Origin of the sequence: Nocardia sp. NPDC058499 (assembly GCF_042719915.1) — a bacterium.
Lineage (GTDB): Bacteria > Actinomycetota > Actinomycetes > Mycobacteriales > Mycobacteriaceae > Nocardia.
The window spans coordinates 229,858-248,099 of sequence record NZ_JBHXMZ010000007.1; the positions used below are offsets into that span (position 1 = coordinate 229,858).

Here is an 18,242-nt window from a genome sequence, read left to right on the forward strand (position 1 = left end):
TGGACGCGCCGTCGGCCGTTTCCGGTCAGGAAATATCGAAGGCGCGGGCGCGTAGCGAGCGCTCGATTCCCGCCTTCCCTTCGAGTACCAGCCGTCGCAGGGCGGGCGGATGGTCGGCGGCCAGGAATTCGCCGGCGCGGGCCACCGCTTGCTCGCTGATCGCCCAGGACGGGTACAGCCCGATCACCACGGTCTGCGCGACCTCGCTGGACCGGCGCTCCCATACCGCGGGGATCTCCGCGAAGTACCGCTCCACGAAGGGCTGCAGCAGGGCGTCCTGACCGGCGGGGGCGAAACCGTTGACGATGGAGCGTGCGGTGATGTTGGGTACCGAATCGTCCTCCAGCACCGTGGCCCAGGCCGAGGCCTTCACCTCGGCGATCGGGCGGGCCGTGGCCGCGGTGGCGGCCTGCCGGCGGCCGGCGGCGGTTTCGTCGTTGCGCAACTCGGCGTCGATGGCCGGGGTGGTGTCTGCGCTGTCGGTGTCGATCTCTCCGGCGGCGGCGAGCGCGGTGAGCAGCCGCCAGCGCAGGTCGGTATCGACGGTGAGTCCGGGCAGACCCACTCCGGCCGGGTCGCCGTCGAGCAGTTCGCGCAGGACCTCGGTATGCCAGGCAGCCAGCTTCGCGCCGGTGAGGGCGTTGACGAACGCCAGCTGGTGGTCGGAGCCGGCATCGGCCTCGCGGGCCAGTTCCAGCAGGCGATTCGCGTAATCCTGCCAGCCGGTGGTGTCGGCCCATTCCGGGTCGGCGTAGCTGCGCAGGGCGGTATTGGCCTGCATCAGCAGCCGCTGGACCACACCGATCTCGGATTCCGCACCGATACCGCGCTGTACCAGCGCCACGAAATCACGGGCCCGGAATTCGGCCTGCCGGGTCATCTCCCAGGCCGCCGACCAGGCCAGAGTGCGGGGCAGCGGTTCGGCGATATCGGCGATGTGGTTGACCAGGACGTCGAGGGAATCGGGGTCCAGGCGGACCGAGCAATAGGTGAGGTCGTCGTCGTTGATCAGCACGAACTTGCCGCGCGGTACGCCGACGAGCTCGGGAACCTCGGTGCGTTCGGCGGCGGCGAGATCGAGTTCGACCCGCTTCGTGCGGACCAGTTTGCCCTCTTGATCGTCGTAGACGCCGATGGCGAGCCGATGTACCCGCTGCTCACCGGCTCCCGGCGCGGCGCCCTCCTGGACCACGGTGAACGAGGTGAACTTTCCGTCGGCGTCGACCTCGAAATCGGGCCGCAGAATATTGAGGCCGGTGGTTTTGAGCCACTGGGCGCCCCAGTCGGACAGATCGCGTCCGGAAGATTTTTCCAGGGCCGCCAGCAGATCGTCGAAGGTGGCGTTGCCGTAGGCGTGCTCGGCGAAGTAGGCGCGTAGTCCGGCCAGGAACGGCTCCAGCCCGACGTAGGCCACCAGCTGTTTCAGTACGCTCGCGCCCTTGGCGTAGGTGATGCCGTCGAAATTGACTTCGACAGCGGCCAGGTCGGGGATATCGGCGGCGACGGGGTGGGTGGAGGGCAGCTGATCCTGCCGGTAGGCCCACGATTTCTCGACATTCGCGAAGGTGGTCCAGGCGCTCGTGTACTCGGTGGCCTCGGCCTGGCACAGCACGGACGCGAAGGTCGCGAACGATTCGTTCAACCACAGATCGTCCCACCACTTCATGGTGACCAGATCACCGAACCACATATGCGCCATCTCGTGCAGCACGGTTTCGGCACGCCGCTCATAGGAGGCCCGGGTGACCTTGGACCGGAAGACATAATCCTCGAGGAAGGTCACCGCACCGGCGTTCTCCATCGCCCCGGCATTGAACTCCGGTACGAACAGCTGGTCGTATTTACCGAAGGCGTAGGGGAGGCCGAAGTTCTTGTGGTAGAAGCCGAAACCCTGTTTGGTCTCGGTGAACAGCCGGTCGGCGTCCATGTATTCGGCGAGTGAGGCACGGCAGTAGATACCGAGCGGGATACTGCCGTGGTCGTCGGTGTAGGTATCGGTCCATTCCGCGTACGGACCGGCGATCAGCGCGACCAGATAGGTGCTCATGAGCGGTGTCGTGGCGAAGCGGTGCCGGCCGCCCTCGACGCTGCCGGCGCCGTTGGAGATGACCTTCCAGTCGCTCGGGGCGGTGACCTCGATATCGAAGGTGGCCTTGAGGTCGGGCTGGTCGAAGCAGGCGAACATCCGTTTGGCATCGGCGGTCTCGAACTGGGAGTACAGGTAGACCGCCCCGTCGGCGGGATCGACGAACCGGTGCAGGCCTTCGCCGGTATGTGAGTACTCGCAGTCGGCCTCCACCACGAGCTCGTTGCGCTCGGCCAGGTCGGGCAGGGTGATACCGGTCGCCTCGTCGTAGTCGGCGATATCGAGGGGTTTGCCGTTCAGGACCGCCGAACGGATACCGCGGGCGACGATATCGACGAAGGACTGTGAGCCGGGCTTGGCGGTGAAGGTGACCGTACTGCGCGAGAAGAACGTCTGTTCGCCCGGTTTCCCCGCACCGTCGGTGAGGTCGAGGTCGATGCGGTAGTTCTCGACCGAGACGACGCCGGCGCGTTCGATCGCCTGTTCGCGGGTGAGGTTCGGTGCGGACATCGGGCTCCTTCGATTACACAGAGGTGCGGGCACGAGCGTTGTCCACAATGCCACGTCGGTAAGGTCTTGCTGTAGTGAAGTCGTGCGACTTGACGATAGGAAGACCGCCCAGAGGATCGGAGCCGCAACGTGAAGCATGTGCACGCCGGAAAGGTGCGCGACCTGTACACCGACGGTGACACGCTGCTGCTGGTTGCCTCGGACCGGGTCTCGGTCTACGACGTCTCACTGCCCACACCGATACCGGACAAGGGTGCGCTGCTGACGCAACTGTCGAACTGGTGGTTCGAATTCTTCGCCGATATCCCCAACCATGTGCTGTCCACCACCGGTGTGCCGGCGGAATTCGCCGGCCGGGCGGTGCGGGTGAAGCCGTTGAAGATGGTGCTGGTGGAATGCGTGGCGCGCGGATACCTGGTGGGGTCGGGGTGGAAGGAGTACCAGCGCAGCGGTTCGGTGTGTGGGGTGGCGCTACCGGCCGGGCTGCGCGAAGGTGACCGGCTGCCCGAGCCGATCTTCACGCCGACCACGAAGGTGTCCGATACCGGCCACGACGAACCGATGACGTTCGACCAGGTGGTCGACCAGGAGGGGCGCGAGATCGCCGAGCAACTGCGCGATCGCACCCTCGATCTCTACGCGCGGGGAGCGGCGCACGCCGCCGAACGGGGCGTGATCATCGCCGATACCAAGGTCGAGTTCGGCTGGGACGGTGATGTTCTCACGCTCGGGGACGAACTGCTGACCTCCGATTCCTCCCGGTTCTGGCCGGCCGCCGAATGGGAGCCCGGCCGCCCGCAATCTTCGTTCGACAAGCAGTTCGTCCGCGATTGGGCCACCTCCACCGGCTGGGACAAGGAACCGCCCGGCCCGGAGATCCCGGCCGATATCGTCGCCGCCACCAGGGAGAAGTACGTCCAAGCCTACGAGCTGATCACCAGCCGAACCTGGTGACGCGTACCACGGATTCCGCAGTTGATTCCGTTCGGCAAGACGGCCGCAACGCTGTGTCGGGCCGTCTGTTCAGAGTGGGGTCGAGGTGTCGGCCAGCCGGTCGGGGTCGACCGGGTCGCCGGAGAGGAGGAGTTCCTTGGTGCGGTCGCCCAGATCCCAGATGTTCACGTTCATCCCGGCCAGGACCCGCTGCTGCTCGTCGAGCCAGAACGCCACGAATTCGCGGCCGCCGAGATCGCCGCGCACCACCACCCGGTCGTAGTCGCCGGGGGCGGCGAAACCGGTGTATTCCATACCCAGGTCGTACTGGTCGGTGAAGAAGTAGGGGAGGCGGTCGTAGGGGGCGGCCTTGCCGAGCATGGTCCGGGCGGCGGCCGCGGGCTGATTCAGGGCGTTCGCCCAGTGCTCTACCCGGATCCGGCGGCCCAGTACGGGATGGTCCTGTTCCGCGATATCGCCGATGGCCACGATATTCGGGTCGCTGCTGGTGAGTCCCGCATCGACGAGAACACCGGTGCCGGTGAGCAGACCGGCGGCTTCCGCGAGTTCGATACGGGGTCGCGCACCCACCGCGACGAGAACGGCGTCCGCCGCCACGGTTGTACCGTCCGCCAATTGCACGCCCCTGGCCCGACCGTCGGAAACAGTGATCTGTTCGACGCGCGCATCGAACCGGAACTCCACGCCGTGCTCCCGGTGCAGATCGGCGAATACCTCGCCCATCTCCGGCCCCAGCGCACCCAGCAGGGGGGCGAACGTCTCTTCGACCACGGTCACCGCCACCCCGGCCGCCCGCGCCGCCGCGGTGACCTCGAGCCCGATCCAGCCCGCCCCGACGACCACCAGCCGGCGCGCGGTGCCGAACAGCGCGATCAATGCGTCGGATTCTTCGACGGTACGCAAGGTGTACACGCCCGGCGCGTCGGCGCCCGGAACGGGCAGCGACCGCGATGCGGCACCGGTGGCCAGAGCCAGCTTGTCGTAGGGCAGGGTCGAACCATCCGGTAGCGCGACCGTGCGGGCGCCCCGATCGACAGCGGTGACCTCGGTACCCAGCAGGAGCTCCACATTGTGGTCCCGATACCAGGCGGCGTCGGCAACGGTGAACTCGTCGAGAGTCTTCTTCCCGGCCAGGTACTCCTTCGACAGCGGCGGACGTTCGTAGGGCAGCCGCTCCTCCGCGCCGATGAGGGTGATGTGGCCGTCGAAATCGTTGCCGCGCAACTCCTGTGCCAATTTCGCCCCGGCCAGGCCGGCGCCGACGATCACGAAACGCTGTGCAGATGTCATGGACGGACTCCCTTGTCGTGAGTTGTTCCAGCGACGATCCGAACCTCTGGGGCCAGCCTACTGAGACCGCCCGCGATGTTCGCCCGGGATCGGGAACGAAAACGGCACGGCGGCGGTTGCTCGGTGGGAGGCCGGGCCTGCGGCGCAGTGCCCGTCGACGACCGAAGGAGAGGAACGTCCGTGACCGATACGGCCGATAAGAAGGACCTTGCCGAATTCTGGTTCGACCCACTGTGCCCGTGGTGCTGGATCACCTCCCGCTGGATCCTCGAGGTCGCGAAAGTGCGCGATATCGAGACACGCTTCCATGTGATGAGCCTGGCGGTGCTCAACGAGGGGCGTGATCTGCCGCCGGAATACCAGGAACTGATGGCGAACGGGTGGGGGCCGGTGCGGGTCGCGATCGCCGCCGCCCGGCAGCACGGCGACGAAGTGCTGCCGGCGCTGTACACGGCCATGGGCACCCGGTTCCACGACCGCCGGTCCGAGTACGAGAAGGAGGGGGATCTGCGGGGTACCTTCGCGGCGATCCTTGCCGATGCGCTCGCCGAGGCCGGGTTGCCGGCCGAACTGGCGACCGCCGCGGACAGCGGCGACTTCGACGAGGCCTTGCGGGTCAGCCATCACGCCGGGATGGACAAGGTCGGACCCGATGTCGGTACGCCGACCATCCACGTGAACGGGGTCGCGTTCTTCGGCCCGGTGTTGTCACGGATCCCGCGGGGCGAGGAGGCGGGCAAACTGTGGGACGCGGTGGTTACGCTGGCGGCCTACCCGCATTTCTTCGAGCTCAAGCGCACCCGCGACGAGGATCCGCAGTTCGACTGAGGATCGTGGTGGCCGATTCCCGCCGCCCGGCGGGATTCGGCCACCGAGCCCAGGTCAGTGCAGGGTTTTCGCCATCGTCACCGGCTGCCCGCCGGGAGCCCCCGGCGGGGGCGGTGGTGGTGGCTGGGTGAGCGGCCGTGACCCCGGTCCGGGCCGCCAGAACAACCGGCCGTGGCTGCTGCGGTCGCGTAACGCCCACATCCGCCAGGTGAGCACGGGATGGGAGGCCATGGCGTTCACCATCCAGACGAAGAAGCCGCGTTCCTGGGCGGCGCGGTCGGCCATTTCGTCGAAACCCACCGAGGTGTTGAGGTATTTACCGGCCGCCAATGTGCCCATCGCCGGCGCCGCGCCCTGCGGCCGGTGGCAGTAACCGTGGTTGTCGGCCGTGTACTCCTGCGACCGGATGAGCGAATTACCCAGGATCGGCAGGAACGGGACCAGGAACATCCCGAGCTGCCGCCAATAGGACGCATGCCCGGCCGCGATATGACCCACCTCGTGGCCGATGATGAACGCCAGCGCGTCCGGTTCGCGGGCGGCGCCGCTGACCTCGAACAGGTCGCTGTAGACCACCACGTAACGGCGGAATCCGTGGCCGGAGGCGAACGCGTTGATCTGCCCGTTCCCGAGTACCACGTAGGCATCCGGTGCCGCTGCCATACCGAACCGGGCCGCGGCCTCCTGCACCATCCGGTAGCCCTCGGGAAACTGGGTCGGCGACATCTTCACGCCGTTGACCCGCTGCTTCGAATAGTTGAGCCCGCGGCCCAGCCAGATCAGCAGGGGCGCCCCCACCAGGATCAGGATGTACTCGTTGACGGCGCCGAGTACGAGCAGCAGGAAAGCCAGCAGATACGCGACTCCCGTGAACAGCACCACAACGGTCAGCAGTGGGATCTCCCAGCTGTGCCGGGCGGGCATACCGAACGGCGACAGTCCGCGCGGCTCGTGCGCCGGGCCCGGCGGCGGGGGATAACCGGCCGGTAGGGCCGCCGGGGTGCCCGGACGGTCGGTGAGCCACGGGTAGGGCCCGGGCTCCGGCGGGTTCGCGGCCCAGTGGGGGCCGGACCCGGACGGTTGCTGTGGGTCGTGCGGCTGCATACCCCGACTCTAAGCGGACCTCCGCATTCGTTCGGCCGGGTACGGAAGGTCACACCGGTTCGCGCGGTGCGGCCCGCCCGCCGTCATCGGCTGTTTCCGGGCCTGACACAATCGCGGCATGCGCGTATACCTGGGTGCCGATCACGCTGGTTTCGAATTGAAGAACGTTGTCAGAGATCACCTCGAGAAGGCCGGTCACGAGGTCGTCGACTGCGGCGCACTCGTCTACGACGCCCTCGACGACTACCCCGCCTTCTGCATCGAGGCGGCCCGTCGCACCGTCGCCGACCCGGGCAGTCTCGGGCTGGTCTTCGGTGGTAGCGGTAACGGTGAGCAGATCGCCGCGAACAAGGTGCCCGGCGCGCGGTGTGCGCTGGCCTGGAGCGTCGAAACCGCCCGGCTGGCCCGCGAACACAACAATGCCCAGCTGATCGGTATCGGTGGCCGGATGCATTCGCAGCAGGAGGCGCTGGAGATCGTGGATGCCTTCGTGACGACCCCGTGGTCGGAAGAGGAGCGGCACCAGCGTCGTATCGATATCCTCGCCGCCTACGAGAAGACCGGCGAAGCGCCCGCTCTGCCCGCTTCCTGACGCGAGTGCCGGAGGGACATACCCTGCACCGGCTCGCTCGCCGGCACGAACGGCGCCTGGCCGGTGCGGTGGTGCGGGTATCGAGTCCGCAGGGGAAATTCGCCGCGGGTGCCGCCCGGGTGGACGGGCGCACTCTGCTGCGGTCGCAGGCCTGGGGTAAACATCTGCTGCACGAGTACGAGGGCGAACTGTTCGTCCACGTCCACCTCGGGCTGTACGGCACGTTCATCGAATCCGGTCTGCCGATGCCGGAGCCGGTGGGTCAGGTGCGGATGCGGATATCCGGGCCCGGCCGCGACGGGTCGGGGTTCGGCACCGATCTGCGCGGGCCGACGGCCTGCGAAATCCTGACACCGCCGGAGGTGACGGCGCTCGTCGACCGGCTCGGACCCGACCCGCTGCGTCCCGATGCCGACCCGGACCGGGCCTGGACGCGGATCAGCCGCTCCCGGCGCAGTATCGGCTCCTTGCTCATGGACCAAGGCGTAATCGCCGGGGTCGGCAATGTCTATCGTGCGGAAGTGCTGTTCCGGCACGGTATTTCCCCATCCCGGCCCGGTACCGGGATCACCCCGGACGAATGGTCGGCGCTGTGGTCGGATCTGGTCGGACTGATGCGGGTCGGGGTGCGCCGCGGGAAAATGCACGTGGTGCGTCCCGAGCACGATCACGGCGCGCCGTCCTACGCCGCCGACCGGCCCCGCACCTACGTCTACCGGCGGGCAGGCGAGCCGTGCCGCTGCTGCGCCACGCCGGTGCGGTACAGCGTTCTGGAGGGCCGGAACCTGTTCTGGTGCGCCGGGTGCCAGCCCGGCTGAGCCTGCCTGTTCGGCCCGCTCAACCGGCCACTGCGGTATCGACCGCCCCGCCTGTGGCCTCGGCGCCGACGTACCGGCGCCCGCCCGCGGTTTTTGCCGAGTACATGGCGAGGTCCGCGCGGCGGAGCAGTTCGGCCAGTTCGGCGCGGTCCTCGGGCGGCGAGTACGTGGTGCCGACACTGGCCGACACCGGTACCGGCCCGGCCGCGGTCCAGACCGAATCATTCAGCGCGAGCACGATATTCGCCGCCAGTTCGGCGACACGGTCCTTGTCGAGACCGGCCGCCAGCACGAACTCGTCGCCGCCGTAGCGGCAGACCACGGTCCCCGGGGGCGCCACCTCACGCAGGCGTTGCGCCAGTTCGACCAGTACCTCGTCGCCGACGGCGTGGCCGTAGTTGTCGTTGATCTGCTTGAACCGGTCCAGATCCACCACCAGCAGCCCGACCCCGCGTTGCGGGTGATCGGCCATCTGCCGGACTCGTTTGCGCAGCAGGGTGCGGTTGGCCAGCCCGGTGAGCGCGTCATGGGTGGCTTCGTGTTCGAGGCGCTGCTGGAGGGCGGCGAATTCACGCACCCGCTGCGTGGCCTCGTCGGAGAAGTTCTTCTTCTGCTGCGCCAGCGCCAGCTCCTGCAGTGCCTGGGCGTAGCTGTCGATGGCCTGGCTGGCCACCAGCGGCCACTGGGTCGCCACCAGGGAGCCGCGTGGTCCGGCGGGGAAGCCCAGCAGGGTGCGGGTCACCAGGGCGAGCATCCGGACCTGGTGCAGCGGCTCCGCGCACAGCCGCGCCCCGAGCCGGCGGGCGGCACGGATCGGGAACGGATCGGACACCGTGAGCTCGAGTAGCTGCTCGAGGATATCCACGAGAACAGGTTCGATCTCGGCCGCGGTGATATCGGCATCGGGCTGGGCACCCGCCGCCAAGGCCCATTCGCGGGCGGTGGAATGAACGGGTGGCCGGCTCTCAGCAGGCATCGCGATCACCGCAGGCGGAGGTAATCGCGCCGCGACCGCGCGGCTTCGGTGCCGGGGCCACCCGGCTCTGTCGTACTGCTGTGCGGATGGTCCACCTTGTCGGGTGCACGCCACCGCCCCCTTTCCAGATACCCCGTCCGGCAAGAAGATTGTAGCAAGATGGTGGGGCCCGGAGACCTGCGTTCTAGAACAAGTTCTCGAACCCCGGAACAACAGCAATCTCTGGCGTATCGTCCGGAACCCGCCGGTGTTACACACTTTCGCGAAATTTTTTTCCCGCGCGCCGGGGAGTGCCCGGCTGTCGTGTTCACGTGACCGGTCGTACCGGTTCCGGCCCCGGCGACTCAGGGGGCGCGGACGGCGCCGGGACCCGGAATGGGGGCTGATTGGCGAAAAGAAAGTGGCATTCGGTACAGTCGCTCATGCACACGGCATCGTGGCGATCCCACCGCTGCTGTATGTATGCGGGTGTAGTTCAATGGTAGAACCTCAGCCTTCCAAGCTGATGGTGCGGGTTCGATTCCCGTCACCCGCTCTCTCCGAGACCGGAAACCACCCCTTCGGGGGTACTACGGGGTGTGGCGCAGCTTGGTAGCGCACCCGCTTTGGGAGCGGGTGGTCGCAGGTTCAAATCCTGTCACCCCGACATTTCTCAGCCGTCTCCCGGAATCGACTCCGGTATCTCAGCCACGCGCCCGGGATGGTTGCTTACCGTTGGGCGCCCCGTTGCGCTGGACAGCGTAGGTGCGTGGCGGCGGCGGAGTCTCCACCGGTAGTTCGGCGCGGCGGCCGAAGGCCTGGTCGATCAGCTCCGATGCGGCGCGGGTGACGATGAGGCGCGCGATGGCGAGATCGGTTTCCAGTTTGGTGCGGTCCTTGATATTCCGTTCGGACTGCTCGTAGCTCTTTCCGGCGAGGATATGGAAGATATCGGCGGCATAGCGGTCGGCGATCCGGTCGCAATCGGCGCGGAGGCGCTCGACGAGCTGGAAGGTCACGTTCGGGGGCAGGCCCGCATCGCCGAGGCGGGTGGCCAGATCGCTGCATCGCGGGTTGGTGACCCGGTAGACGTCGAACGGGTCGTCGCTGGCGGCGAGTGCCTGTTGTACGTACTCGGGTAGTTCGTAGGCCGGTTCCTCGGGTTCCGGTGCAGGTGGGTGGTCCGGTAACGGGCGGTCGGGTACGCCGGGATTCTGGTCGGTGACGCCCAGGACATCGGCGAGGTCGTCACCGCGGTCCCAGGCGGAGAGCAGTTCCCGGATGCCGTTGAGTTTCATCCCGCGGCCCAGCAATCGGCTGATGGTCTGCAGCCGGTTGAGGTGGTCGGATCCGTAGTAGCCGATACGTCCCCGGACATCGGGCGAGGGCAGCAGCCCCCGCTCGTGGTACACGCGGACACTGCGCACGGTGGTCTCGGCGGCCCGCGCCAGCTCGTCGATCGTGTACTCGGATTCGCCAGGCATACCTATAGGAAACCATATTTGGGCCCGTAGATAAACGGTCCGTAACCAAACGAACCGCTGTATGGCGGCTTGAATATTGTGAAATGAAGATCAACGTACCGTTAAGTAGCGGTACGAGGCCTTGCCTCCAGGCCCGTCCGTGTTCTACCGTCGTGATGCAGCTGACATCGGCTGTTTCCGGGGACTGTTGAGCAGCCCTGACGATCCGCCCGACCAACGGGACACGTATCGGTACCCCCCGGCGTGCCCTCGGCAGTTCCGGAGACGGTGATGAGCACAGTACGAGTACGCTCGTTGAGCGTTGTCCTACCTCGCACGACAAATCAGTCGCGGGTTTCCGCGCCACTCCCTTCCACAGCGGTGAAATCGGCGCAGCGCCCGCCGTGCGCGGAGATCCCGGATAGCTGGGACCTGGATTCCGGCACTCCCGACGCCTGGCATTCGGCAGTACGTACTTGCTATGGCTGTCCTTTGTTCGATCAGTGTGCGCGCTTGGCGCAGACTCTCATCGAGCGGGGCGATGCACCGCGAGCCATGATCTGGGCGGGCATCGCCTACGACAACTCGGGCAATGTCATAGAAAACTTGGATCGGCATCGCACCGTGCCGATCGATCACAAACGGCCGATGCGGATCATCCGCAACGGTCCGCGCCCCACGCACGGCGCGGTGGTATCCGGTGCGCCCAAACGCCATATCGTCCTGGGCCGTCCGCTCCAGCCGACGGGCACCGCTGCTGTCTGACTATGCTGCGGGAGCAAGCGCGGATCTAGTTCTGGTGGTGCGTAGATGACAATCCTGGCGTTGGAGATCGGCACGACACGGCTCGCTGCGATCGAGATCGCCGACGATGTGGGCTCCGACCAGGTCCAGCAGATACCGATACCGCGACAGGGCGCCTGGGACAAGGTACGCGAGCTCCTGCTCCGGATCGCGGCGGGCCGGGAGATCGCCGCGGTCGGAATCGCCTCCAACGGGCCGATCGATATGGCCTCCGGTGTGGTGGCGCCCGCGCAGGTTCAGGAATGGCAGTCCGGTTTTCCGCTGGTCGAGTCGGTCCAGCAGCTTTTCCCCGCCGCCTCCGTGGCGATGGCATTGGACGGTGTCTGTCTTTCGCTGGCCGAACGGCATTTCGGGGCAACTCGTGAGGTGATGGATTCGCTGTCGATCCACCTGTCGGAGACGGTGTTCGGCGGGGTGATGGTGGGCGGTTTCGTGGTGGTCGGGCGGACCGGTAACGCCGGCCAGATCGGCCACGTCCTCGTACCCGGCTACGACGATCCGTGTGTGTGCGGGGGACGCGGATGCCTGGAATCGGTGGCGGGCGCACCGGCGTTGACGGCTTGGGCCCGGCAGCAGGGCTGGGCCGGGAATGCGGTGACCGGTCTCGCGACGGACGCGCAGGCCGGAGACCGTATCGCCCTGGCGGCGCTGGAACGAGCCGGTATCGCGGTGGGCCGGGCCATCGCGTCGGTGGCGGCGCTGCTGGATATCGACCGGGTCGTTGTCGGCGGCCCCATCGCCGCGGCCGGCTCCGCGCTGTGGAAACCGCTGCAGAACACGGTCGCGATGCATGCGCGATTGCCTTTTCTGCCCGGGTTGCGTGTGGTGTCCTCCGAGTTGGCGGATCTGGGTCTGCTGGCGGGCGCGGGAGTTATCGCGCTGACCTCGCAGAATGCGTGATCCGCGCACCGCGCAGTAGTTTTCGGCGGGTCGCGCCGGTCGCCGCCGCGGGCGGCGTGGCTGCTCAGCGGCGGGGTCCGGACCATTCATCGAGGACCCGAATCGGCTGTGCTCATATCGGGGTCCGTATCATTGCCCGTTCGGGTGGCCGGATGGTCGTACCTCTCCGGCGGCGGCCGCGGGGTGGATTTCTGTGTCGTGCGGCTTATCGACTGCGATTTCACTGTTGAGCGTACCGCTGTGTAACGGTACATTATCTCCTGCGGACGTTGTCGCGATAGCGACACGCACCGCGAAACGGTTGGACGCACGCGATGAGAGGGCGCAGTGATCCCCTGGGTGACGGTCGAAACTTTGGCGCCGGAAGGTTTCTCGGTCGCGTCGGTCGGGGATACCGCACGCGAGTTCGCCGACTGGCGCCGCGTTGTACAGCGACAGTTCGCACGTACCCCAGCTCTCTACGACGGATTGACCACACGCGATATCGCCGAGGCTCTGCGTACCGCCACAACGGGGGCCATCGACCTGGATCGCACCTTCACCACTCGCTCCGGACCGCACCGGCTGATGGTCCGGCCGGTGTTCGGGCCCGCCGGGGAAGTGCACGCGGTGCGCTGGTGGGCCGGGCCCGCGGACGGCCCGGTGCCGCCGCTACCCGCGGCCGTCGGCGCGATCTGGGATGTGGACAGTCAGACCCTCGCGCAGCCCAGCGGTATCACGGCGCTGTCGGGTAGCGCGCCCGAAGAGTATGTACCGCGGATGTCGATCGCCGAATTCTTCCATCGTATCTCGGCATTCGACCGGCACGCGGAAGTCCTCGACCTGCTGTACGGCCCCGTGGCCGGTGACAAAATGCAATTCGAGGTCACTGTGCTGCGTAATGCCGGGCGGGCAACTCGCTGGCGGATCTCCGTGCGAGCCCGCAACGACGAACACACTCGCGGTGCGTGGTGGCTGATCGAGGACATCACGTCGGAGGACAATCCGGCCATCTGGCCGACTCTGGAGAGTGTCGGCCTGCGGGAGGCACACCGCCGCGCGGGCAACCATCTCGCGGTCGTCCAGTTGGGATACACCAGTATTTCGCACTGGCTCACCGATCCGGCACCGTGGATACGCTGGGACTATCTGTTCCGACCGGTCGATGTCTTCCATCCCGACGATCGGGTCCGGCTGGTGGAACTCGGTTCCCGGGTCCGCAGTGGCGAGAGCGCCGGAGTCACGGTGCGGGCGTTGAACTACAGCGGCGGTTACACCCCGACCTCGCTACTGCTGTATCCGTACCCGGGATTCTCCAACCGGGAGCTGGCCATCGCCCAGTTGGTGCGGGTGGCCGACGATATCCCTGTGGTGGAACCGGATCCGACGGGTCCGGTCGCAGCGGAGAGCCCGATCGGTTACGACGATCAGTTGCGGTTCCGGCTGGCGGGCCGGCTCCGGCACAGTCCGGTGTCCTGAGAACGGGTGTATTCGCGGGTCCCCATGCCTGGGAAGATGTTTTCCGTTGGTGGACAGGCTGCTCTCTACCATTCCGAGAGTGAGGACTGGGGCGGCTGGACGCGCGGATTCGGGCGAGGCACTGCTTCGCCAGATGGCCGCACGGCGCCGTCGCGACAATATCGTCGTCGTGGTCCTGGCGGTGCTCGCGGTGCTCGGCGGCGGGCATGCCGTCTACAGTTTCTTCGCCCCCGATCCTGCCCCACCGGGAGACGAGGCGATGGTGCGGGTCACGGGGCATGCCAGCCTCGCTGCGTCGTTCGCCGAGGATTTCGTCGTCACCTATCTGAGCGCTGATGCGAGCGATCAGGACGCCCTGTCGCGCTATGTCGACGGGACACAGCGGATCTCGCTACCGAAAACGGGTGCACAGGTCAGCGCGCCACTCGTGGTCTACGTCGCCCGCACTCTCGACGCCGGCGCGGTCGAGGTGTGGTCGGTAACCGTATCGGTGCAGACGGGCCGGACCGGGTCGGGTGCCGCGCGGCATTACTATCGGGTCCCGGTCTCGGTGTCCGAGGGCAGTCTGCGGGCGCTCACCCTGCCCGCCGCGGTGGAACCGCCCGCGGTCGGCTCGGATCTGGCGCAGGCGTATTCGGCCCCGTGCGGGGAGGAGACGGCGTTCGCGCAGGTCGCCACCGGCTTCTTGAACGCGTATCTGACCGGCGCAGGCGATGCGGCGCGCTATGTCACCGTCGATTCCGGAATTTCGGCATTGCGCCCGGCGCCGTTCACCGAACTCGGCACAGTGACCGTGACCGCCGAGGATTCCGCTTGCGGGACCGCCGGCTCCAATGCGCAGGTATTGGCAACAGTCACCCCGGAGGGGGCATCCGGGACCGCCCCGGCGCTGGCCTACCCGCTCACCATGGTCCGCGGTGAGGGGCAGTGGCAGGTGCGGGCCATCGAGACACTGCCGGCGCTGAAGGAGCCACTGACCCTGGTCGTGCCACCGGGGGAGAACGCCGGCCCGGCCACCGGCAGCACCACGGGCGCCCCGACGACCACCGCGGAGATCCCCCCGGCGACCCAGAACTGATACGAGGCGGCAACCATGAGCAATCTCAGCAATATCCTCTACGGCATCCTGGTATTCGTACGGTGGGCCGGACTGATCCTCATCACCATCGTCTCGATGGCCGTGCTGATCTCGGAGGCCGCGAAATCCAAGCTGTCCCCGGCCAAGATTCTCGGTGTCGCGGGTTCGGCGATTCTGGCCGCCGTGCTGTTCTGGATGCTGCCGACGCTGGTGAACTTCGCCCGCGCGGACGCCAATATGATCGTTCCGGACCATCCTGTCGGGGGCGGTTATCAGTGACCGCCCAGGTGATCAAGATTTTCACGCCGGTCAAACGTGTCCCCACCATGATCGGCAAAGCCCAGAACGGGCAGAAGCTGCCGTTCGGTCCCTATACCCTGCCGCAGGTGGCGGGTGTGGCCATCGGCTTGATCATCACGGGTGCCGCGGCGATGACCCTGCCGGCGAATCCGGCGATCACCTTCCTGGCCGGGCTGGCGCTCACGGCCGTCCTCGGTTTTGCGCTGGGTCTCGTCCCGTACACGGGTGTGCGGTTGTTCTCGCGGGTGGTCTGGTTCGCACGACTGATCTGCTACCCGAAACCGGTACTCGCCTCGGGGATGCCGGTGACCCCCGAATCGGCCCGGATCACCATGTTCGTCGAGGAAACCGTGGTGGCGATCCTGCCGCACGAACCGACTTCGGGCAGTCCCCGGAAAAGCCGCGCCCAACGGGTTTCGGCCCGGGGCGGGCAGCTGTTGGACCTGCTGAACACGAACCGGGTCCCGCGCCCCGTGGAGGTGGTGGATTCGCCCCCACCGGCATCCAGCTGGCGGTCGATGATCAGCAGTAACGGGGGGCGGTCGGCAAGCGGAGAGGGACGCTGATGGGGTTCAACCGGGACCTGCAACCCACGGCCGCGATTCGCGGGCATCTCCAGTTCACCCATTCGGGCCTGGTCACGGCTACGTACTTCATCACGCCGCTCGGGTACGGTCTGCGTAAGGCCGGCGATAAATTCGATGTCAAACTCGCGCACCATGCGCTGATCAACAACCTGCCCAACGGGTCGCTGCTGCTGGGGATCCAGGCGCGGCAGAACACGCTCGATGTGCTGAGCAAAATGGTCGAGGGTGTGGATCTGGACGAATGCGCCGATTACGCCGACGAGGTGTTCGCCTCCTATGAGCGGGTCCGCGCCATCTCCCCGCAGACCCGGATCTACCTGCTCTCCATTCCGGTGGGTACCGCGAGTACCGGCGGAATATCGGCGCTTTCCCGGATGTGGCGCGGTAGTACGACGACCATCGACGCGACCGCCGTCTCGCGTGCCGAACTGGACGGCTACGAAGACGAAGCCAATGAGATCCTGTCCCGGATCGGCGGGGATTTCGATCCGGTGCCGGTACCCGCGGCCTTGTTCCAGTGGCTGTGGGAGCACTATCTGGCACGCGGAGCAGTCGGTGATCCGGTGGCACCGACCCGCGCGGGTGCACTCGACGAGGCGACGGCGGCGGTTTTCAAATCCGCGGCACTGGACGAAGGCGCCCGGGCCGACTCCCAGCGCCGGCTGCGCCCCTCGTTCGTTCCGGTGATCAAAGTGGTGCAGCCGGACACCGGATACCGTCCGTCCTACCAGGCGATGCTGACCCCGCGGTCGTTCCCCTATTCGGGCATGATGTTCCCGGGCGGTAGCGAATTCCTGAATGTGATCGACGGTCTCGGCGGCGCGGTTACCGTCGACTGGGGAATGCGGATCTCCACCAAACCTGCCGATCAAGTTCTGAAGAGCAACGAGGTGAATCTGCGCCGTCTCGGCGAACAGATGGACCAGCGCGACCAGGAAGTGTCGTTCGCGCAGAACACGCTCATGTCCAAGGCGCAGATGCTGGGGGAATACAACCAGCACTTCGAGGTCAACGGTGGCGAATCGGAGGTCTCGTTCACCACCGTGATCGCGGTGGGCGGGCCTTCCCGGGACGAGACCATGGACGCGGTGAATACGCTACGCCGCCGTTACAAGCGATTCCAAGTGGAGATGGCCGCGCCGGTCGGTGCTCAGGTCGACCTCTGGTCGCTGCTGGTCCCCGGTAGTCCGCCGCGGCGGGCGTTCGACGATTTCGCCCATATCGTGCCCTCCGATATGTGGGCGGGTTTCGTTCCGTTCACGACCAGCCAGATCGGTGACGACAGCGGTCCGGTGATCGGACTCAACCTGCTGTCCGGGCATTTCGAGCCGATTCATTTCGGAATCATGGAGGCCGCGCTGCACGACCTGTCCGCGTCCTTCGCGGTCACCGGCGAACTCGGTTCGGGTAAATCGTATTTCCTGAAGCTCATGGCCGTGCTCGTCCACGATATGGGCGGGCAGTTCCTGGCGATCGACCGAAGCCAGGTGGGGGAGTGGGAACATTTTGCCGCCGCCATCGACGATGCCGTGGTCATCGACCTGGCGAACCCATCGGTTTCGCTGGATCCGCTGCGGTTGTTCGATCCCCGCGTCGCCGGGGAACGGGCGCTGGATTCCGTGCTGCCGTTGCTCGATCTGTCGCCCACATCGGGTACCGGTGCGGTGATCAGCAACCTGCTGTCGCCCAAGGGAATCGCCGAGCATCGAGTCACCAGCCTGCTGGACCTCTACCGTGTGGTGTGCCGGTTGCGCGACGAGCCCGGCGCGCTCGACGAGTACGCGGACCTGGCGTCCCGGTTGGGAACCATCGTCGAACGCGTGCCGGTGCTGTTCGACCCGAACCTCGCACCCATCCGGTTGGATGCCGCGGCCACCGTGGTCCGCAGCCACAACCTGGCCCTGCCGACTGCCGAGGAACTGACCACCCCGCATCTCTACAACCGGCTGCCCTTGACCAAACGGCTCGGGACCGCGCTCTACGAGCTCGTCGGAGTGACGGCGCGGGAGGCATTCCTCTCCGACAACGGGCGTTTCGGCCTCCTCGTCGGCGACGAGGCACACCATTTCACGCAAACCCAGGTCGGTGCGTCGGTGACCTCGGATTTCAGTCGTGACGGCCGTAAACACCTCGCCGCGATCGGGCTGGCCTCCCATGATCCCGCCACCGATTTCCAGGGCGCGGCGCACAACCTGATCCCGAACCGGTTCGTCTTCCGGCAGCGCGACGAAACGCTGGCCCGCAACAGTCTGGAGTGGCTGGGCGTGGATCTGGAAGAGGCGCCGTACCTGTTGCAGGCGCTCCGCGAGGAGACCTCGCCACCGGTGGGAGTCGGTCGGCAGGTGCCGGAAGAGCGTCGCGGTGAGATGTTCATGCGGGATGCGCTGAGCCGGATCGGGCGTGGGAAAGTGCTCGGCCCGGCCCGGGCGGATCGGGCGAAGGCCATCACCAGCACGCCGACCGCGGTGTCCCGTCCGGCCCGCAGAGAACCGGAGGCGGCCCGGTGAGCGAGCGG

16 protein-coding genes and 2 tRNA genes are annotated in these 18,242 nt (G+C 66.9%); 13 read left to right on the forward strand and 5 right to left on the reverse strand.

Annotated features, from left to right (window positions below):
- Positions 1-25: 25 nt before the first annotated feature.
- Positions 26-2,596, reverse strand: coding sequence for an aminopeptidase N (gene pepN, locus ACFWPH_RS22400; RefSeq protein ID WP_378753964.1), 2,571 nt, complete (start codon positions 2,594-2,596; stop codon positions 26-28).
- A gap of 129 nt (positions 2,597-2,725) precedes the next feature.
- On the opposite strand from pepN, the gene ACFWPH_RS22405 reads away from it, so the two are divergent.
- Positions 2,726-3,550 (forward strand): phosphoribosylaminoimidazolesuccinocarboxamide synthase, encoded by an 825-nt coding sequence (locus tag ACFWPH_RS22405; RefSeq protein WP_378753966.1) that lies wholly within the window; start codon positions 2,726-2,728, stop codon positions 3,548-3,550.
- Positions 3,551-3,619: 69 nt separating this feature from the next.
- On the opposite strand, the gene ACFWPH_RS22410 is transcribed toward ACFWPH_RS22405, so the two are convergent.
- Complete coding sequence (locus tag ACFWPH_RS22410) at positions 3,620-4,840, reverse strand: NAD(P)/FAD-dependent oxidoreductase (protein ID WP_378753968.1); 1,221 nt, start codon at positions 4,838-4,840, stop codon at positions 3,620-3,622.
- A 180-nt stretch (positions 4,841-5,020) separates the two neighbouring features.
- Here ACFWPH_RS22410 and ACFWPH_RS22415 point away from each other — a divergent pair, with 180 nt between their 5' ends.
- On the forward strand, positions 5,021-5,668 hold the full coding sequence (locus ACFWPH_RS22415; RefSeq protein WP_378753970.1) for a DsbA family protein: 648 nt from the start codon (positions 5,021-5,023) through the stop codon (positions 5,666-5,668).
- Positions 5,669-5,722: 54 nt separating this feature from the next.
- On the opposite strand, the gene ACFWPH_RS22420 is transcribed toward ACFWPH_RS22415, so the two are convergent.
- The gene (locus ACFWPH_RS22420) at positions 5,723-6,772 is read right to left on the reverse strand and encodes a M48 family metallopeptidase (protein ID WP_378753972.1); all 1,050 of its coding nucleotides are present in this window, start codon (positions 6,770-6,772) and stop codon (positions 5,723-5,725) included.
- 118 nt (positions 6,773-6,890) lie between these two features.
- Here ACFWPH_RS22420 and ACFWPH_RS22425 point away from each other — a divergent pair, with 118 nt between their 5' ends.
- Positions 6,891-7,364, forward strand: a complete 474-nt coding sequence (locus tag ACFWPH_RS22425) for a ribose-5-phosphate isomerase (protein WP_378753974.1) — start codon at positions 6,891-6,893, stop codon at positions 7,362-7,364.
- A gap of 5 nt (positions 7,365-7,369) precedes the next feature.
- A complete protein-coding gene (locus ACFWPH_RS22430; protein WP_378753976.1) occupies positions 7,370-8,182 on the forward strand; it encodes an Fpg/Nei family DNA glycosylase in 813 nt (270 codons plus the stop codon).
- Positions 8,183-8,201: 19 nt separating this feature from the next.
- Here the strand turns inward: ACFWPH_RS22430 and ACFWPH_RS22435 are convergent, their stop codons facing one another.
- The gene (locus ACFWPH_RS22435; RefSeq protein ID WP_378753978.1) at positions 8,202-9,158 is read right to left on the reverse strand and encodes a diguanylate cyclase domain-containing protein; all 957 of its coding nucleotides are present in this window, start codon (positions 9,156-9,158) and stop codon (positions 8,202-8,204) included.
- A 464-nt stretch (positions 9,159-9,622) separates the two neighbouring features.
- Between ACFWPH_RS22435 and ACFWPH_RS22440 the strand changes: the two genes are divergently transcribed.
- Positions 9,623-9,693, forward strand: a tRNA-Gly gene (locus ACFWPH_RS22440).
- Between the two features lie 37 nt (positions 9,694-9,730).
- Positions 9,731-9,804 (forward strand) — tRNA-Pro (locus tag ACFWPH_RS22445).
- Between the two features lie 37 nt (positions 9,805-9,841).
- On the opposite strand, the gene ACFWPH_RS22450 is transcribed toward ACFWPH_RS22445, so the two are convergent.
- Positions 9,842-10,621, reverse strand: coding sequence for a MerR family transcriptional regulator (locus ACFWPH_RS22450; protein ID WP_378753980.1), 780 nt, complete (start codon positions 10,619-10,621; stop codon positions 9,842-9,844).
- Positions 10,622-11,113: 492 nt separating this feature from the next.
- Here ACFWPH_RS22450 and ACFWPH_RS22455 point away from each other — a divergent pair, with 492 nt between their 5' ends.
- From ACFWPH_RS22455 to ACFWPH_RS22485, 7 genes are all read left to right on the forward strand, one after another.
- Positions 11,114-11,365 carry a hypothetical protein gene (locus ACFWPH_RS22455; RefSeq protein ID WP_280413996.1) on the forward strand — a complete coding sequence of 84 codons (252 nt, stop codon included), beginning with the start codon at positions 11,114-11,116 and terminating at the stop codon, positions 11,363-11,365.
- 45 nt (positions 11,366-11,410) lie between these two features.
- Complete coding sequence (locus ACFWPH_RS22460; protein WP_378753983.1) at positions 11,411-12,304, forward strand: ROK family protein; 894 nt, start codon at positions 11,411-11,413, stop codon at positions 12,302-12,304.
- 339 nt (positions 12,305-12,643) lie between these two features.
- The gene (locus tag ACFWPH_RS22465; RefSeq protein WP_378753985.1) at positions 12,644-13,762 is read left to right on the forward strand and encodes a GAF domain-containing protein; all 1,119 of its coding nucleotides are present in this window, start codon (positions 12,644-12,646) and stop codon (positions 13,760-13,762) included.
- A gap of 79 nt (positions 13,763-13,841) precedes the next feature.
- A complete protein-coding gene (locus tag ACFWPH_RS22470; RefSeq protein ID WP_378753987.1) occupies positions 13,842-14,840 on the forward strand; it encodes a conjugal transfer protein in 999 nt (332 codons plus the stop codon).
- 15 nt (positions 14,841-14,855) lie between these two features.
- A complete protein-coding gene (locus ACFWPH_RS22475) occupies positions 14,856-15,119 on the forward strand; it encodes a hypothetical protein (RefSeq protein WP_033247376.1) in 264 nt (87 codons plus the stop codon).
- Entirely contained in the window at positions 15,116-15,706 is a 591-nt protein-coding gene (locus ACFWPH_RS22480) for a hypothetical protein (RefSeq protein WP_378753989.1), read from the forward strand. The genes ACFWPH_RS22475 and ACFWPH_RS22480 overlap by 4 nt, the downstream gene beginning before the upstream one ends.
- Complete coding sequence (locus tag ACFWPH_RS22485) at positions 15,706-18,234, forward strand: ATP-binding protein (protein ID WP_378753991.1); 2,529 nt, start codon at positions 15,706-15,708, stop codon at positions 18,232-18,234. Before ACFWPH_RS22480 ends, ACFWPH_RS22485 begins: the two co-directional genes overlap by 1 nt.
- Positions 18,235-18,242: the final 8 nt, after the last annotated feature.

Bases quoted from the DNA above. Each gene is read 5' to 3' on its own strand.
- ACFWPH_RS22450 (WP_378753980.1), bottom strand. From the start codon at position 10,621: ATGCCTGGCGAATCCGAGTACACGATCGACGAGCTGGCGCGGGCCGCC.
- pepN (WP_378753964.1), bottom strand. From the start codon at position 2,596: ATGTCCGCACCGAACCTCACCCGCGAACAGGCGATCGAACGCGCCGGC.
- ACFWPH_RS22460 (WP_378753983.1), top strand. From the start codon at position 11,411: ATGACAATCCTGGCGTTGGAGATCGGCACGACACGGCTCGCTGCGATC.
- ACFWPH_RS22425 (WP_378753974.1), top strand. From the start codon at position 6,891: ATGCGCGTATACCTGGGTGCCGATCACGCTGGTTTCGAATTGAAGAAC.
- ACFWPH_RS22435 (WP_378753978.1), bottom strand. From the start codon at position 9,158: ATGCCTGCTGAGAGCCGGCCACCCGTTCATTCCACCGCCCGCGAATGG.
- ACFWPH_RS22475 (WP_033247376.1), top strand. From the start codon at position 14,856: ATGAGCAATCTCAGCAATATCCTCTACGGCATCCTGGTATTCGTACGG.
- ACFWPH_RS22485 (WP_378753991.1), top strand. From the start codon at position 15,706: ATGGGGTTCAACCGGGACCTGCAACCCACGGCCGCGATTCGCGGGCAT.
- ACFWPH_RS22420 (WP_378753972.1), bottom strand. From the start codon at position 6,772: ATGCAGCCGCACGACCCACAGCAACCGTCCGGGTCCGGCCCCCACTGG.
- ACFWPH_RS22410 (WP_378753968.1), bottom strand. From the start codon at position 4,840: ATGACATCTGCACAGCGTTTCGTGATCGTCGGCGCCGGCCTGGCCGGG.